Origin of the sequence: Thermoleophilum album, assembly GCF_028867705.1 — a bacterium.
Lineage (GTDB): Bacteria > Actinomycetota > Thermoleophilia > Solirubrobacterales > Thermoleophilaceae > Thermoleophilum.
The window spans coordinates 525,894-542,702 of record NZ_CP066171.1; the positions used below are offsets into that span (position 1 = coordinate 525,894).

11 protein-coding genes are annotated in these 16,809 nt (G+C 64.7%); 4 read left to right on the top strand and 7 right to left on the bottom strand.

The features are described from left to right. Positions 1-7 precede the first annotated feature (7 nt). The 4 genes from JDY09_RS02455 to JDY09_RS02470 all read right to left on the bottom strand — a co-directional run bounded on the left by JDY09_RS02455 (position 8) and on the right by JDY09_RS02470 (position 6,754). On the bottom strand, positions 8-2,179 hold the full coding sequence (locus JDY09_RS02455; protein ID WP_274717420.1) for a glycosyltransferase: 2,172 nt from the start codon (positions 2,177-2,179) through the stop codon (positions 8-10). Positions 2,180-2,190: 11 nt separating this feature from the next. Then, positions 2,191-3,192, bottom strand: a complete 1,002-nt coding sequence (locus tag JDY09_RS02460) for a glycosyltransferase family 2 protein (RefSeq protein ID WP_274717421.1) — start codon at positions 3,190-3,192, stop codon at positions 2,191-2,193. A 79-nt stretch (positions 3,193-3,271) separates the two neighbouring features. Continuing rightward, positions 3,272-4,384 (bottom strand): glycosyltransferase family 4 protein, encoded by a 1,113-nt coding sequence (locus JDY09_RS02465; protein ID WP_342455266.1) that lies wholly within the window; start codon positions 4,382-4,384, stop codon positions 3,272-3,274. A 792-nt stretch (positions 4,385-5,176) separates the two neighbouring features. Next, the gene (locus tag JDY09_RS02470) at positions 5,177-6,754 is read right to left on the bottom strand and encodes an O-antigen ligase family protein (protein ID WP_274717422.1); all 1,578 of its coding nucleotides are present in this window, start codon (positions 6,752-6,754) and stop codon (positions 5,177-5,179) included. A 134-nt stretch (positions 6,755-6,888) separates the two neighbouring features. On the opposite strand from JDY09_RS02470, the gene JDY09_RS02475 reads away from it, so the two are divergent. The 3 genes from JDY09_RS02475 (at position 6,889) to JDY09_RS02485 (ending at position 11,491) form a co-directional block, all read left to right on the top strand. Beyond that, complete coding sequence (locus JDY09_RS02475) at positions 6,889-7,392, top strand: hypothetical protein (protein ID WP_274717423.1); 504 nt, start codon at positions 6,889-6,891, stop codon at positions 7,390-7,392. Beyond that, positions 7,389-10,154 (top strand): glycosyltransferase, encoded by a 2,766-nt coding sequence (locus JDY09_RS02480; RefSeq protein WP_274717424.1) that lies wholly within the window; start codon positions 7,389-7,391, stop codon positions 10,152-10,154. The genes JDY09_RS02475 and JDY09_RS02480 overlap by 4 nt, the downstream gene beginning before the upstream one ends. Positions 10,155-10,414: 260 nt before the next feature. Beyond that, positions 10,415-11,491 carry a TylF/MycF/NovP-related O-methyltransferase gene (locus JDY09_RS02485; RefSeq protein ID WP_428837450.1) on the top strand — a complete coding sequence of 359 codons (1,077 nt, stop codon included), beginning with the start codon at positions 10,415-10,417 and terminating at the stop codon, positions 11,489-11,491. Between the two features lie 151 nt (positions 11,492-11,642). On the opposite strand, the gene JDY09_RS02490 is transcribed toward JDY09_RS02485, so the two are convergent. Together JDY09_RS02490 and JDY09_RS02495 are read right to left on the bottom strand one after the other, a co-directional pair. Beyond that, on the bottom strand, positions 11,643-12,398 hold the full coding sequence (locus JDY09_RS02490) for an ABC transporter permease (RefSeq protein ID WP_274717426.1): 756 nt from the start codon (positions 12,396-12,398) through the stop codon (positions 11,643-11,645). A 175-nt stretch (positions 12,399-12,573) separates the two neighbouring features. After that, positions 12,574-13,935: an ABC transporter ATP-binding protein gene (locus tag JDY09_RS02495; protein ID WP_274717427.1), complete on the bottom strand. Its 1,362-nt coding sequence runs from the start codon at positions 13,933-13,935 to the stop codon at positions 12,574-12,576. 321 nt (positions 13,936-14,256) lie between these two features. On the opposite strand from JDY09_RS02495, the gene JDY09_RS02500 reads away from it, so the two are divergent. Then, a complete protein-coding gene (locus JDY09_RS02500; protein ID WP_274717986.1) occupies positions 14,257-15,780 on the top strand; it encodes a glycosyltransferase family 39 protein in 1,524 nt (507 codons plus the stop codon). A gap of 167 nt (positions 15,781-15,947) precedes the next feature. Here JDY09_RS02500 and JDY09_RS02505 read toward each other — a convergent pair whose 3' ends face one another. After that, a complete protein-coding gene (locus JDY09_RS02505; RefSeq protein ID WP_274717428.1) occupies positions 15,948-16,721 on the bottom strand; it encodes a glycosyltransferase family 2 protein in 774 nt (257 codons plus the stop codon). Positions 16,722-16,809: the final 88 nt, after the last annotated feature.

Here is a 16,809-nt window from a genome sequence, read left to right on the forward strand (position 1 = left end):
TCTACTCTCAGCCACGGTGCACCACCGGCTGTTCGGCACCGCGCTGCCAGGTGTGGTGACGCTCGAGCGCGCGGCGGACGCCGAGCGGCTCGCGCAACGGCACATGACGGCGGTAAGGAGCCCCTGCTCGCCGGTAAGTGCGCCACTCGCGCAAAGCGTCGAAGCGGCCCTTGAGGGGAGCTAGCGTGCGCAGTGCGATCGCTGCGTAAGTCACATAGGCGCAGTCGTAGATGAGGATGCCGGGAAGGCTACGGAGAAGTTGGGCGCAAGTGGCGTTCTTGGCCAGCGTGCGTACGCGATTGCGGCCGACCAGGTAGAGCTTGCGCGGCGACCCGTGGCGGGCCGTTGCCGAGTGGTGGTGCAGCACGATTGCGCGGGGCTCGTAGACCGCCCGCCAACCGCCGGCGCGGGCGCGCCAGGCGAGGTCGGCGTCCTCGAAAAAGGCGAAGTAGGTGGCATCGAAGCCGCCTACCTCTTCGATCATCCTCCGCCGGTAAAGCGCAGCGCCGCCAGTGGCGCCGAACACCTCCGCGCTTGTGTTGACGAGCGGATCGTCGATCGAGGCGCCGACGAGCCTGTCTTCGGCGATACCGAGACGGTCCATCTCCATCCCTGCCGAGTTCACAATGCGCGGCCTGTCGGCGAAGCGCATCTGTGGTGCTACCGAACCTATGCGCGGGTCGCGCTCCCCCGCTTCGAGCATCAGCCGTAGGGCGTTGGAGGCAACGGTGGTGTCGTTGTTAAACACAGCGATCCACTCGCCTCGGGCCGCCTGGACCGCGACCGCCATGCCGCCGGCGAAACCCTCGTTGCGTTCGAGCCTGATCAGCTGAGCGTGTGGATAGCGCTCGGCCACCGCTTCCGCTGACCCGTCTTCGGAGCCATTGTCGACAACGATGAACTCGACCTCTCCGGGCACGTTGCGCGCAGCCAAGGTGAGCGAGTCGAGACACTTCTCGAGTAGGTCGCGGCGGTTGTAGCTGATTACGACTACAGAGATCAGGGGCTGTCCGGATTTCAAGGCGGCGGCTTTCGTGGTGGCGGTGGGCGCCGGGAACGGCCCCACTGTGACCTGACCAGACAGCGCTCGCGCGTGCTCGCCGAGCAAGCGATCAAGTACTTCGTCGGTCATCCGAGCGGCACGATCCCAACTGAACTGCCGTGCGCGTTCGAGACCGCGACGAACCAGCCGCGCGCGTAGCTCGTCATCGGTGACGACGCGCACGAGCGCTTCAGCTAGCTCGTCGGCACTGGTCGGGTCGACCAGAAGGGCAGCGTCCCCGCAGGTCTCGGGAAGGGCTGCAAGGTTCGAGCACACTACCGGAACGCCGCTGGCCATCGCTTCGAGAACTGGTATCCCAAAACCCTCGTAGAGCGACGGCAGAACGAAAGCCGTTGCTTCGGCGTAAAGCGCGGGCAGTTCGCGGTCGTCGATATATCCGAGAGCGCGGATCGGGGGGATCTCTCCCATACGCATGTAGTGGCGTCCGGAGCCAGCCGACACGAGTTCCACTCCCAACTTGCGCAGCTGCTCGGCCGCGAGGTCGAGGATTCCGAGGTTCTTGCGCGCGATGCGCGTTCCGACAACGAGGACGTAGGGGCGGTCGAGTCCGAAGCGCTGTCGTATCGCGGGGTTGCGCGCGTGCGGGCCGAAGCGTTCGTCAACACCGTTAGGTACGACGCTGATGCGCTCGGGGGGTACTGACAGCTCGCTAGCGACTTCGTCTTTCGAGAATTGCGAGGGTGTGATGATCTGCAACGCCCTCCGTGCGAGCAGCGGCAGCATCACGTGCTGGTAGGCGGAGTAGACAGGCGAATACCACCCTGGGTGGCGGAGCGGGGCGATGTCGTGGATGACCAGAACGTTGCGGCGTGAAGCGAGAGGCGCCAGATTGGCCGGGCAGTAGATCAGGTTGCGGCCGGAAACGAGCGGCAGATACGCCTGCTCCCACAAGTGGCCTCGGCGGTGCGCCCACTCCGGCGGAGGCTGCACGACGCGGTAGCGATCGGGTCGTAGTGCTGGTAGGCGTTTGGCCATTTCCGAGGCGACCCGCTCGACACCACCGACGTGCAGGCGGGCCGCTGCGCGAGCGTTAATAACCACCTGGCGGCCCGTTCGCGTGTCGGGGCGGGGGTCGGTCGCTCGTTTCGACTTGTGTTTCTGTGTGGCTGCGAACACCTTGCGCCCGTCTACCGGCGGTCTACTCCTGCCCGCTCGCTGCCGCGGCCGCCGTCTGGTAGCGACTGCGGTGACAGCGCTCTTCGGATCGCCTCGCAGTGTGCCCGCAGGTTCCTGCGATCGCGCTCGGTCGCTCGGCGTGCCAACGCGCGCGCGCTGAGGCGCAGGGCGTACGTGGCTAGCTCACACAAGTCGTCGAGCAGGAGAGCGGCGAGACCGAGCCGGCGGCGCACGACCTCGCGGCGGCGCACCGCCTTGAGGGCGGCCGCGTGCCCGCCGAAGGCCCTGTCGACGCTCGTTCCACCGGCGTGTGTGAGTGTCACGCTGGGCAGATACCAGATGTCGATCCGCCTCTGGCGGGCGCGTAAACAGAGGTCGAGGTCTTCGTAGAAGAGGAAGTCGTCGGCCACGAACGGACCTAGTTCGCGCAACAAGTCTGTGCTGGCGGCAAGACAGGCGGCGATCGCCCACCCCACGGTGCGAGGCTCGTTGGTGCGATAGGGCTCGATGCGCAAGCGCAAGAGGCGCGGCAACAGCGGTCGCGGAGCGATCGCCCCCAAAACGGCCGCCAGCGTCGCGGGTCGCGGATGAGCTGAATCTTGCACGCTGCCGTCGCCGTGCACGAGCCGCGGGACCGCCAAAGAGCGGTGTTCGTGGGCGAAGCGCACGAGCTCGACGAGGCTTGCATCGCGCAGTTCGCAGTCGGGGTTTAGGAGCACGGTGACGGCGGTGTCGACCTGCGCGATACCGGCATTACAAGCGGCGCCGAAACCGGCGCTAGCCGGCAGCTCGAGCACCGTGCAGCCATGTGCGCGGGCAGTCGCAGCGCTGCCATCGTGAGAGCCTGTGTCGACGACCACGATCGGCGGCTGGGGATCGAGAAAGCGCGCTACTGACTGCAACAGCCGCTCGAGCTCGCGCACCGAGTTGTGGGTGACTACGACGAGCGCGAAATCCGGTTCGTTGCCGTGGTGGCGCTGTGCAGAGCCCGCCGCTTGGCGATCGCTATGCACTTGACGGCCTGCGCTGTCGTCACGGCCGACGCTCTCTGTCGAGCTACGGGTGCCCATTGCCCTCAGTCACAACGCTCGCTCACGCTTTGGCCGCAGCCCGAAAGACGGCGGCAAGTTCGTTGGCCGCCCGCTGCCACGAGAGGCGTCCAGCAGCCTGTTGCGCTTGCTCCGCGAGTCGGTCGCGCAGGTCGCGGTCGCGTTCGAGCGCAAGCAGGCACTCCGCCAGCGCTTCGACGTCGCCGCTCGGAAAGCGCATCGCGGCGTCGCCGAGCGTTTCCCGGAACACGGAGATGTCGCTCACTACGGAAGGGGTGCCGCGGGTCGCCGCCTCTAGGGGCGGAAAACCAAATCCCTCCTCGCGCGAGGGGCAAGCGAGGCAGAGCGCGTGCTGGTAGAGCACGTCGAGGAGCGTGTCGTCGACGCGACCGAGAACCACGACGCCCTCGCCGTGGAGGGCGTCTCGCAAGGGGCCGTCGCCTGCAAACACAAGGTGCGCTGCAAGGCCCCACCGGCGAGCAAGCAGGTACGCGTCCCGCAACAGTGTGGGGCGCTTGCGCGGCTCGAGCGCGCCGACCGCGAGGACGTAGCCGCGCGATCGCAGGCCGGCGGGCAGGCTCGGAGCGGTGCCAGACACCGAGGATCGTGACGGCGAGCCAGATGAACGTCCTGGTCCTGGTCGCACGAGGCGCACGCGTTGCGCCGGAACACGCCAGCGCTCGACCACCATCCGCGCTGTGTGCGCTGAAGGAACGACGACGAAGGCGGCGCGGCGCGCCAGGCGTGCGGGCTGGGCGAGGCGGTGCCAGAAGCGCTCGTAGCGCGTGAAGTCGCGCGGCTCCGTTTCGAAGGTCAGATCGTGGACAGTGAGAACGAGGCGGGCGTGCGGATCGAGCGCCACGGGCGCGACGGCTGGTAGCCACACAACATCAGGACGTCCAAGGACGCGGTCAAGACGAGGGCGGCGCAGGACTGTCGCGGCGCCGAACAGCACGCGCGAAGGGATCCGTGTCGCAACGACCTCTACGCCCCTAGGAAGCACTCGGTCGGGCTCGCCGAAGGTGAGAAGGCGCAACCGAAGGTCGTCGTAGCACTGATCGCTCGTGAGTGCTGAGAGGAAGTGCGTGAGGTAGCGCGCCACCCCGCGAGCCGGTGATCCGCGCCGCAGGCTACGCCCGTCGATTCCGACGACCACCTACGTGCGGCGCTCAGGTGGCGCGCCGCGCACGTACGGCGCGGAAGATCAGGTAGCCGAGGGCCAGGACAACAACGCCGCCAACGATGAAGGGGAGAGCGGGCGTTTCGGTGTCGGCGAGCTGTGCGCTACCAGTACTCGCGGTTCGCGTGCGCTGTGGACCACTGCTTGCGCTGGCGTGGGCACGTTGCCGTTGCTTCCGGCTAGCGCGCCTCGTTGTTTTTTTCGCGCGATCGGACGTCCTCCGTGCGCTGCTCGACGCTCGGTCACCACCGGCGGAGGGAGATGAGGAGCCGCTTGCCCCCGCGCTACCAACCGCCACGCTCGATCCCGCCGAACCGGACCAACTCGACGACGCCGACCCGCCACTGCCGCTTGCCGGCCGTGAACTCGAGCCGGAACCGGCCGACGTTCGGCGCGAAGAGGACGAGGACTTGCGGCCCGAGTGCGACTTCTTGGTTGTTGTGCGCGGCCGCCCGCGGGTTGTGGTTGTGGGCTCTTGCTGGAACGGGTCGGCGTACTGTTCGTCGCCAGCGCTTTGTGCTTCTGCTGGGGCAGCGGGTGTGGCGGCAACGCCCATGCTCCCCACGAGTAGCGCGGTGGCGACCACGGCCAGCCCGCGCTGTAGCCGGTGCTTGCCGCGCGGGCATGACCGGCTTGGCGCGGGAGTGTGGCCGGTCTGCGACGGCGATTGGCACGGGGGCGGTGTGGCGTCGCACAGGGGCACAAAGCTATTCGTAGCACATAGGCGCGCATCACGAGAGAGGCTCGAAAGCGATGGCGCCGTGTTCACTAGCACCTTTCTCCCGTCGAGCTTGCTCCACGGACTCGTGCGGTGGTGGCGGTACGGGGCGAGCTGTTGCCTGGCGACAGCGGCACGGTGCGCGACGCCCCGCCGATCGGTGTCCGGTCGTGTCCGGGCCGGGCTTTCTCGGCCCACGCGAGTACTGCTGCACTGGCGAGCACGGCAGGCATCGTCGCTGCCGGTAGCTCCCAGTCCCAGTCGACACCTGCGTGTACCAGCCACGCTGAGATGACCGCTGCCGGCCCCACCGCGGCGGCTGGGTAGCAGCGAAGAGCGCCCATTGCACCGGCAACGACAGCGCCGAGAAACGCGACAAGGGCGGCGAGCCCTACCACGCCGAGCTCGGCGAGCGTTTCGAGGTAGAGCGAGTGGGCATCGGTGGCACGATCGGGGCGGTTGGGGCGCGCCCGCCAGGCAACCGCAAAGCTGCCGGCGCCTTCGCCCCGCAGGGGCTCGCGCCGAGCCATCTCAACAGCTATCTCCCAGTACGCGTAGCGGTTCGTGTCGATCGAGCGCAGGCGCTCGGGAGTTGCGCCGCGCACCGGCGACTCTGCGGCGGGGCGGATGTCCGACGCCGCGACGGCGGCGATCCCGCCGGCGAGGGCGACGACCGCGGCCGACAGCACAATGGCAGCGCGCCGAACGGGCACGCTTTGGGCGCTTCCCCCAGCGGAGCGGCTCGGCGCAGCTACGAGCAGCGCGCACAGGGCTCCGAGCGCCAGCAGGACGAAGAGCATTTCGTGGCCCTCGCTCGGATTGCCGGTTACGCCGACGTCGAGCGAGCGCACCGTTGGCAGGCGGTTCGCGACCACTGCAGCGAGCACACTCGCACCGCCGCCGGCGACGAGCGCGGCAAGCTGCGCGCGAATGTGAGGGGCGAGCGCAGTGAGAACGACGATCCCCGCGGCCGCTGCTACGAGCCCGGCGCGGGAGAAGGTGAGGTACAGCGTCAGTCCCCATGCTGGCAGCGTTGCTCCTGCTAGTGCGCGCACAAGCCGCGAGCGCGTCACGTCACCGGCTATGCGTGCCGCAACGAGCCACGCCCACGCGGCGACGAGTCCCATACCGTTCCAGTACGTGAGTGGCTGCTCGAGACGGCCAGCAGCCGTCTGGCTGCGGTCGAGCTCGACAAGGTCGGGAACGAGCCGTTCGCTCAACCCGACAGCGCAGATCGTGCCGAGGCCAACGAGGAGTATCGGCTCGAACCAGACACGCGCCGTGCGCGAGCGCAAGCCAACGAGCGCGAGCGCAAGCAACCCGAGGTAGAGCACGGCGCGCTGGGCGTCGTCCTCGACTCTGCCGGCGATCGGGGCCCAAGCCAGCGACAGGAGCGTCCATCCCGAAAGTGCGGCAAGGCCAGCTACCGCAAGCACTTGCGCGCGTGTGCGCGGCCAGGGGCGCTCGGCGACGGCAAACGCGAGCGCGAGTGCTGCCCAAACCACAGCGCCCGCCACGAGGCGCGGTCGATCGAAAAAACCACCCGCGTAGAAGGCCGGGACGAACGAGCAGGCGACAGCTACGGTCGCGGCAAGTGCAGTCGCAAAAACGCTCGCGATGCGCGGCACGGGAGCAGCCTATTGGCTTGGGCCTGCGCTTTCGAGGAGAACGCGGCTCGCTCGCCGTGGTGTGGCGCGGACGACGTTACGTGAACCTAGAACGAGCTTTTGTCGATCGCGAGATCGCGCTTAGACTCGCGCGGATGACAGTGCGTACTCGCGTTGGATCGGCGGCCAAGGGGTTGTCGGTGCGTTCTCGAGCGCGCGTCCTTGGTGCCGCCATCGGGCGCGTAGTAGCCGTGCTTGCAGCGCTCGCTGTGATGTCGTTGTTCGTGTTGGGCTCTGTTGCATCCCGTGCGGGCGAGGAGGCCGAGCGAACGGTCGAGAGGATCACGCGCGACGAGGTTGACCCGACTCCGGGCGTTGTCCGGCCGGCAATCGAAGACGCGCGACAGGCCGCTCGTTTCTCACTCGACCGGCAAGCCGACATGACGCTGGCCTCGCTCCTGCTGTTTAGCGGTGACTTGGACGGCTCGTGGCGCCAGCTGCGCGAGGTCGTGCGGGAAGAACCCAGGAATGCCGACGCCGTCTACGCGCTGCTCTTCGTGTCCCGTGCGGTCGATCGCGCAAGCGTTCCGAAGCTTCTGCAGAGACTGCGCCAGCTCGACCCCTACGCCTGGCGCATAGCCCGCGCCCAAGCCCCGTGACGGCCGTCGATAGGAAACCCCCTGCCGCGTTCGAGGCCGGCCTCGACTACCCCCTACCGACGACGGTAGCCGTCGGCGGCGGCACGGCTGTTTTCGTCTGTGGCTGGTGCTTTTCGCGCCACAGTCCGATTCGCTGCGCCTGGCTTGAAGTCGACGGCGAAAGGCAGGAGCTCTTGGCGTTTCGCGCGCCTCGCCGCGACGTCCTCGAGCAGAACCCCAGCGAGCCCCACGCCTACCGCAGCGGCTTTTGGGGGATCGCTCGCATCCGTCACCGTTCAGACCTCGACCAAGTCGAGCTCGCAGTGGCGGCAGAGCTCGTCGACGGCCGAACGGTCCGGCGCGTGCTTGCGACCGTGAGCGTCGACCGGCCCTGTATTGAGCCGGCTGCTTTCCCTTCCCCACACGCGGATGGCCGGCAACCGTTGGTGGCAATCGCGATGGCCACCTACGAACCTGACCGCGAGCTCTTTCGCGCCCAGATCGAATCGATCAGAGCCCAGACGCATCGGCACTGGATCTGCGTGATCAGCGACGACCGCTCGTCCCCGGCGGGTCTGCAGACGATCCGCGAAGTGATTGGTGACGACCCGCGTTTCGTCGTCAGTGTTGCCCCCGAGCGGTTGCGCTTTTACCGCAACTTCGAACGCGCGCTTCAGCTTGTTCCGTCGCACGCCGATTTCGTCGCTCTCGCCGACCAGGACGATCGCTGGCGCCCCGACAAACTCGAGCGCCTACTCGGTGCGATCGGGAGTTGCGACCTCGTCTACAGCGATCAACGGATCGTCGACAGGTCGGGCGAGGAGATCGCTCCCACATACTGGAACGTGCGCAGTAACGACCATGAAGATGTCGCGTCTCTCCTCTTTGCGAACTGCGTGACCGGTGCCGCTTCGCTGTTGCGCCGCGACCTTCTCGACGTGGCCTTGCCGTTCCCGCCCCGCCAATTCGCCAACTTCCACGACCACTGGCTGGCGCTCGTGGCACGCCTGCGGCGCGGTGTGGCCTATGTTCCCGACGCGCTCGGCGACTACGTGCAACACCGCTCAGCGGTTCTCGGGCACGGCAACGCCAACCGCATGCCAACCGTCGTCCAGCGTGTGCGCCGACTTCGCGAAGATCCGCGCCAACGACTGCACCGCTGGCGTCTGACGTACTTCGTCGACTGCTGTCGCCTACTCACGCTGCTCGCGATCCTCGAGCTGCGATTGGGCGATGCGCTCAGTTGGCGCGATCGCCGCCAGCTCGGCCGGTTCGCGCGTGCCGAACGCTCCCCGCTCGCGCTCGCCTGGCTGGCGCTAAGGGCTGTGCGCGAACTGCGTGGCCGGCCGCGAACCCTCGCTGCCGAACTCGGACTGTTGCTGGCGTACGTGTGGCGCTGGCTGGTGCGGCTCGTCCCCGGTCGCGCGGAGAAGCCGGGTCGATGGTTGCGTGTCGACGCGCGGCCGCCAGCGCGCCTCATCCAAGAGCCAGGGCGCCGTGACCTTCGCGACGCGCGTGCTGGAGCCCTGGCGGCGAAGATCGCGCCGCTCGACTTGGCGGTTTCGCAGCGCGAGCCGGAGCGCGTCAACATGCTGATTCCGCACGTCGATCTCAAGCACCTCTTTGGTGGTTACATCACGAAGTTCCAGCTCGCGCTCGCTCTCGCCGAGCGCGGCTGGCGAGTGCGCATCGTCACTGTCGATCCGCAACCACCGCTGCCCGGCGACTGGCCTGCGCGGCTCGCGCGCTACTCGGGCCTCGAAGGTATCGATCGCGCCGTGGAGTTCTGTTTCGGACGCGAGAGCGAGGCGGTACCGGTCTCGCGCAACGATGCGTTCGTTGCAACTACTTGGTGGACGGCGCACGTCGCTCACGCGGCGCTGCGCGAGCTCGGGCGAGCAGAGTCCGGGTTTCTCTACTTGATCCAGGAGTACGAGCCGTTCACCTTCCCTATGGGAAGCTACGCGGCTCTCGCCGAACGGTCGTACACCTTTCCGCACGCGGCGCTCTTTTCCACCGAGCTGCTGTGCGACTTCTTCAGCGAACGGAAGATCGGAGTATTCGCCGAAGACCGCCCGGGGGGCGCACAGGCGGTGGTTTTCCGCAATGCGATTACTAACGTTGCGTCGCCCGACCCGGTGGAGTTGCGAGCACGTCGCCGGCGTCGGCTGCTCTTCTACGCGCGTCCAGAACCGCACGCGGCGCGCAACATGTACGAGCTGGGCGTCCTGGGCCTCGCCGAAGCGGCACGGCGCGGTGTCTTTTCCGGCGGCAAGTGGGAACTGAACGGAATCGGTTCGGTGGAGGGCGAACGCCGCCTGGAGCTTGCACCGGGAGTCGAACTCCGTGTTGGCTTGCGAACCGACCAGCGCAGTTACGCTGAGCTCCTGCGCTCGCACGACGTCGGCCTCGCCCTGATGCACACTCCTCACCCCAGCCTCGTGCCGATCGAGATGGCTGCTGCCGGATTGGTGGTCGTAACGAACACCTGGGGTCCGAAGACCGACGTCCGGCTACGCGCCATTTCGCCGAATCTGGTCGCCGCAGAGGCCGACGTAGGGGAGCTAGCGAGCGCCATCGCCACCGCCGTTGAGCTGTCATCGAACATCGAGGCGCGTGTCCGCGGCGCGCGAGCGGTCACCTGGCCACGCAGCCGCCAGGAAGCCTTCAACGACGAGGTGATGGAGAGGGTGGAGAGCCTGTTGCATTCCGTACGATCTACTGCTCCGGGTAGCGCAGATGGTGCGCAGGGGCTAACCGAGTTCACGACCGATCGCCGATGAGCCCAGTGGAAGGTCAAGAAGGAGCCTTCGGGCAAGCTCGGGCAGAGGATGTCGCGGATGCCCTAGCGCTGGCTAGAGAAAAAGCGCTTGGAACAGCTGTCGGCGCGAGAGCAGACCTTGCCGCGCTGCGTCGAGCATATCTTGACCTTCTAAAACTAGCGATTTGTGACTTAGTTGGACCTACAACCCTGACGGTTTCCGGCACCGCACAGGGCACCGTTGTCGCGCGCGAATTACGCGGCCCACTACGTTCCCTAAGGATGATCGGGTTCGATTGGCCATACAATGCCCTTTCGATGGCGGGTTTGTTGCGCCTTGATGATCTCGAACAATGCGTCAAAACTATCGTGTCGGAAGATGTAGAAGGTGATCTGCTCGAGGCAGGTGTTTGGAGGGGGGGTGCTGCTCTCTTAATGCGAGCTGCGCTCGCTGCATACGGCGGCGATCAGCAGCGAACAGTCGTCCTCGCTGACTCGTTTCGAGGCTTCACGCGCGACGATCAAACGAATGTGAGAAGCGCAGACACCAATCATCACGGCCTAGAGCAAATATTGCGTGACTACGAGTTCTTGGCGGTTTCGCGGCCTGAGGTCGAGCAAACGCTTGCTCGTCTCGGATACAAGGAGGGATTCGAATTTATTGAGGGCTTCTTCGAAGACACGATGCAGTCTCTGAAGGGCGAGCGACGTTGGTCCCTTATCCGCCTTGACGGTGATACGTACTCGGCAACGCGAGCGTGTTTAGATGCCCTTTACGACGATCTGGTAGACGGAGGCTTCGTAATAATCGATGATTATCGGTTTGTTGAGGAATGTCGGCGAGCGGTCGACGAGTTTCGCGAAAAGCGCGGGATTAAGGATCCACTGGTCAGCGTCGACTGGACGTGCGTGCGTTGGCGGAAAGGCTCGGGCGCCAAACCGGCAGTACCCGACAGCGATTCGGTAACGGAGCAAAGCGCGCACGAGCGGCGTGCCGGTCGACCTGGTTCAGGAGTAAGTACAGAACACGTCGGTACCAATGACGATCTTGCCGAGATCCTTGACGACGAAGGCCGGGTCCGGCTCGCTCCGACGCCAGCGATCGCCACTGCCCGCGAGGCGGAGCTCGCAGAGCGTTTGCGTGGGCATGAAGAGTGGATTCGGGAGACTGAGGGTTGGCTCCGCGCTGCAGGGGATCGCGTGGCGTCCCTCACGGCCGAGGTGAACATGCTGCGCGAGCGTGTGGGAGCGCTTCAGCACGCGTGTGCGAGCTACGAGAACTCGCTGAGCTGGCGTCTTACCCGTCCGCTACGTAAAGCAGCCTCCATCGTTCGCGGTCTCACCGGCAAGAAGAGGTAAAGGCGCCGATGGCCCGACCGTAGACAGCTGCACAAAGTCGGGTAGGTGCGGCGCTGCGATAGCCCGCGTTCCTACAAGTCTCCTTCTGATCTGAAAGAAGCTAATGCTAGCGGATTGGAGGGTGGGCGGGCACTTGGTCAGCGTTCTTACCCTAAAGGCTTTCGGCGATTCGCGGTGCCTCACGGTTAAAAACCCGCACAGCAACGAACCCAAGCAGGAGCGTGAACCCGATTGAGACCGTAAGCGAAACCGCGCCGCCGGCAAGTTCGACGGGTGTAGGAGCGGTTGGATCGATCATCCAGACGCGAGCCATCTCAAGCACAGGCGCAAGAGGGTTGGCTTGCATGAAATGAGCGAGTGGTGTTGGAACGATCTCTGCCGGGTACAGAACTGGGCTCCCATAGAACAAGACAGTGCTGATTACTGACCAGATGATGGCAGTGTCGCGGAAGCGCGGGTAGAGAGATGCAAGAATCAGAGATACGCATGCAGTTATCCAGAACAGTACGATCACAATCGGAATTAGACCGAGCCAGGTAAGCCGCGGCTTAAGGCCCCAGGCTAACATGAATGCGAAGACGACGATCATATTGAAAATGAGGGTGAACGTGGTCGTTAATACAACTGAGACGGGTATGATTGCGCGGGGGAATTCTGTTTTACGCACTATCGATTCTTGACTAACGATTGAGGTAACAGACATGGTTGTGGCTTCGGTAAAGAAGGTAAACAAAACGATGTTTAGCAAAAGCATTACGGGATAGTGGGGGACACCAGACCCAGCTCGGAAAACTTGGGTAAACACGGTGACGAGAACGGAGAACATGAGCAAGGGCCTCATCACTGACCATACGTAGCCAAGGACGGTTCCATGGTAGGCTTTTTTGAAATCGTAAACAGCGAGCATCCAGAGCAACTCGGCCGCTCGGGAAAAACCGCCACTGCCGAGTGCAGTCGGCCCACGAACCTCCCGAAGGCTCCGCGGAGTGGCTACCGTCTTATCCTCACTGGCGCTGTAGGCGTTTGAGGAATCGGCTGGATGTTCAGGGGAACGGATCAGGTTCGGAGAGTCGATTTGGTACCTATTCATGTGTGGGCTCGGATATCTGTGCCGATCCTTCGGTCAGTTCGATCGATTTACGCGCATCGGCGGTGAGGTGCGTGCTCTGAGGGCTGTGCACTGTAGCTGAGTAAGAGCAATCAAGGTGCAACAGGGGGCCAGTAGGCGCCATTCCGAAGACGACGAATGAAAGCGCTGGAATGGCTTGAACGGCCAGTTCGTGTCGTCCTAGCTCTTCGGCGATCCATGCGGCAAGGCGGTAACGGCCCGGAGCTAAGACGTTCGGTGCGCGGAGTTCGAGTGTAACGTGCGTCCCGGGCTTCAAGCTGACGGAATTCGACGCGGGAGTGTTGTTTTGTGGCAAGCGCCATCGCGGCGTTTGGAGAAGCAAAATACCGTTCTCGGAAAACAGCTGAAAGCCGAACATAGGGTCACGGATGGGTGTCTCGATGCGAAGGACGACTCGGGCGTGAAGCGGATCGCCGAGCTCGAGGTTTCGCTGTTCTTGGCCCCGGCGTTCAAGCCACGCGCGAACTAGTGAGGCGTGAGACCGGAGCACAGCGATCTCGCCACCAGCGGTTTCGGTTGTGCCGGCGCCGGCAGGGGCGCCGTCGGTAGCGAGCTCGGGGGCGTCACTGCCCTCTCGTTGGAAGTTGATCCTCAGATAGTGACGAGCGGCCTCGTCTGGGTCGCCGATGTAGACGAGCTCACCACGGTCGAGCACTAGTGCGCGGTCGCACATCGATTGCACGGTCATCATGTCGTGAGTCACGAGTACGACTGTCTTGCCCGCGCGCTTGCGGGCGCGGAAGACATCCATGCACTTCTGGGCAAAGCCGGCGTCGCCGACTGCCAGTACCTCGTCGATCAGCATGATGTCGGCGTCCGCCTCGACCATGATCGCGAAGGCGAGACGCACCATCATTCCCGACGAGTAGTTCTTGACCTTCAGGTCGCGAAACTCGCCCAGCTCGGCGAAGTCGATAATCCGGTCGGCGCGTGCTCGCGCTTCGCGGCGTGTCAGTCCCATCAAGACGCCGTTGATCTCGATGTTCTCGTTTGCGGTGAACTCGGGGTTGAAGCCGACGCCGAGCTCGATAAAAGGGGCGACGCGGCCGGCTACGCGAACGCTGCCGCGGTCGGCCTTGTAGATGCTGGCCATGATCTTGAGCAGGGTGCTCTTCCCCGACCCGTTCTGGCCGACGATCCCGAAAAACTCGCCGTCGTAGACGTCGAAGGAGACGCCTTTGAGCGCCTCGAAAGTCCGGTACGAGACCCTTTGGAAGGGCCGGACTACGCGCTCCTTGAGCGTGTCGACGCGTTGTTCGGGTACACGGAACGTCTTCCAGACGTCCTCGACTTGGATGGCTATTGGGCGATTCACGCGGAATGTGAGTCTTGACGAAGGAGGCCGTTAGCGGATCAGCTCGGGCGCGTCTCGCGGGGACCGCCCACGTGCGAGGGTAACCGGTTCGTCGCCATCAAGCGAGTCGCAGCCGGACCTAGCCTAGCCAGTACCGGCTATCTAGCGCACCGCTCGCGAGCCGACTAGCATCGCCGCACTATGCACCGGACCCAGCCTCCTGCTGCCGAGAGTACGCGAAGAGCATCGCATCGGCCGTTGCATGCCAACGGAGGTGGTCCCGAGGCTGGTCAAGCTGGGGGCCGGCGTGTCGCGCTCCTACACTACGCGCTGTTGCTCGCTGTGTTTGCAGTGGGTCTGTGGTGGCGTTTGCGCTTGCTCGGCGAGGACTTGTTCGCCGACGAGCTCGCGACGTGGTGGGACGTCACCGCGCCGGAGTCGGTGGCCGACGTCGTCCGGCTTGTTAGCTCCGATGCCGAGATCACGCCGCCGCTGTACTTCGTTCTTGCGCGGGTAGCGACGTGGTTCGGTCGCACGGAGGAGATGCTCCGGCTTCCGTCGCTGCTTGCTGGCTCGGCACTCATTCCCCTCGTCTACGCGTGGGGTCGATTTGTAGCTGGCCGCTGGGTTGGGCTGACCGCAGCAGCGATCACGGCCTTCGCTCCTTTCCAGCTCTACTACTCCGCCGAAGCGCGCGCGTACGCGGTGATGACGCTCCTGGTCGCAGTGTCGACGCTCTCACTTCTTGCGGCGCTCCGCCAGCGCAAGCTGTACTGGTGGGCTCTCTACGTGCTCGCTAGTGCGGGGGCGATGTACACGCACTACACAGCGGTCTTCGTGCTCGCCGTCCAGCTGATGTGGGCTTTGGTCGTGTTCGCAGCGCTTCGCCGGCCGCTTGTTGCAGCCAACGTCTGCGCAGCGCTCCTCTTCGCGCCGTGGATTCCGAGCTTTCTCGCAGACCGCGATTCCTGGACTACCCAAGTCCTCTCGGGACTCACGCCCTTGGACCTGGAGTCACTCGGCCGCTACTGGATCCACTGGTCGTTCGGCTATCCATACGCCGCGAACGGAGTCGCCGTCATACCCGGATGGCCTGCCGTAGCGGCTCTGGGTCTGGGCCTAGCAGCGGGTGGTTGGGGGGCGTTCCGCCGCGTCCGTAGGCGCGTCGATCTTCGCTCGCCGGTGGCACTGACGGTGATGTTGGCGTTTGCTAATCCCATTCTGGCGCTGGCTGTGTCGCTCGTCAGCTCGAATGTCTACGGGCCTCGGAACCTTGCAGCCTCTTGGCCGGCTCTCGCCGTCACGTTGGCGCTCGTCGCTTGGTCGGCTCTTCCACGGTGGCGGGTGTTGAGCGTCGGCGGGGTGGTGGGGTGTTTTGCCATCGGGGGTGCCATCACCGCCCTGGGCGATCACGGTCGGCCCCAGGTTTCTCCCTTGCTCGCCCTCGTCGACAAAAAGGCGCAGCCTCGTGACGTACTCGTGGATGGAACCGCACGCCTTAGTCCGGGGCCGGTAAGCATCGTGGACGCGATCCCCCACGCGTCGCTCTTCACCGTACGCGTCGGTGCACCCGCCGTGCGTGACCGCCCATTCCGGGTCGGCGATGTGCGTATCACGGCCTCCGAACTCTCGGAACGTTTGGCGCGTGACCTTCCGCGCGGGTCCCGGGTGTTCTGGCTCACCCTGGTTTTCCAGGTCGATCCGTCGTGGCTTCGTGGGGACGTGTCCACCCCTGAACGGCTAAGTCGCATCTGGCGACGCGCTGGTTTCCGCATCGTCGAGCGCCACGAGTCCGAGGCGGGGTTTGTGCCGGTGCGCCTGTGGGTGCTTGAGAGGAGTAGCGCCAGCCCTGTAGTGCGCGACTAGCAGCAGAACGTCTCACGCTCGCGAGGGCCCCGATCATCAGCGCCGTTGGGGCTGGGGCTCCCACCCGCCTGCCCGAGCGAAGGCGACGCGAGGGCGTGGAGTGCTCGACCTTGAAGCTTCGACGCAGAGCCGGTCGACGGGTGACCTGCAGCGTGGCCGCGCGACACCTAGTGCACGCGCGTGGCGCGGCTGGCAACCACGGCTGGTGACACCCGCTCGGGTCGATAGGCGGGTACGTCGCGACCGAGCCGAAAACGCAGGATCTCCCGCACCATCTGCAATCCCAGTTTGACAGCGACGAGATGGTTTCCTGTGACAGAGGATTGTCCAACCCGTGGCAGGTAGTTAACCGGCAGCTCGATGAAAGAGGCTCGTGACGCAATTACCAACAACATCACCTCGATGGCGGCATGGTTGCTACCAATCGTCATATGCGTGCCAACATAACGTGCGAGGTCCTTGTGGAACAACTTATATGTACATCCAACATCGCTTAGATGATTGGTATTAAAGAGGACCTCGACAAGTTTCGCAACTCCCCAATTGCCCCAGCGGAGAAGCGGTGGCATATTCGCTCCACGCCAAATAAAGTTACGGGTCGTGCGGGTCCCAAAAACCGCATCGCACTCATCACTATAGATAAGGAGTTTAGTGATATCCGACGGAAGAAACGTGCCGTCCGGCTCGGCTAGAACTACTAGATCTCCTTCGGCTTCGAGCAGTCCTCGCCTCACGGCGTAGCCATATCCTTGTTTGGATTCACGAACGATCCTTGCCGGGGTCTCGGCAACCGCTTCCTGGGTCCCCGGCTCAGCGTTGTTGTCAACTACAAGGACGTCGTCAACGACCCCGGTCTCTAAGAAGCCGTCGATGACACGGCGTATCGAGAGTTTTTCCGCGTACGTAGGTAGGACTACAGAGACGGTCTGACCGTTCCACATGGGGCCTAGGGGTCGTCGTTGTGCGAAGGCAAGAACGAGGCTAGCGCGGGGGCGCTTTACGTCGCAATAACTACTGCGTACCGGGCGA

What these genes read in the sequence shown, in the direction of transcription:
- JDY09_RS02475 (WP_274717423.1), top strand. Translation starts at nt 6,889, where the DNA reads ATGACAGTGCGTACTCGCGTTGGATCGGCGGCCAAGGGGTTGTCGGTG.
- JDY09_RS02485 (WP_428837450.1), top strand. Translation starts at nt 10,415, where the DNA reads ATGATCGGGTTCGATTGGCCATACAATGCCCTTTCGATGGCGGGTTTG.
- JDY09_RS02490 (WP_274717426.1), bottom strand. Translation starts at nt 12,398, where the DNA reads ATGCTCGCTGTTTACGATTTCAAAAAAGCCTACCATGGAACCGTCCTT.
- JDY09_RS02505 (WP_274717428.1), bottom strand. Translation starts at nt 16,721, where the DNA reads ATGTGGAACGGTCAGACCGTCTCTGTAGTCCTACCTACGTACGCGGAA.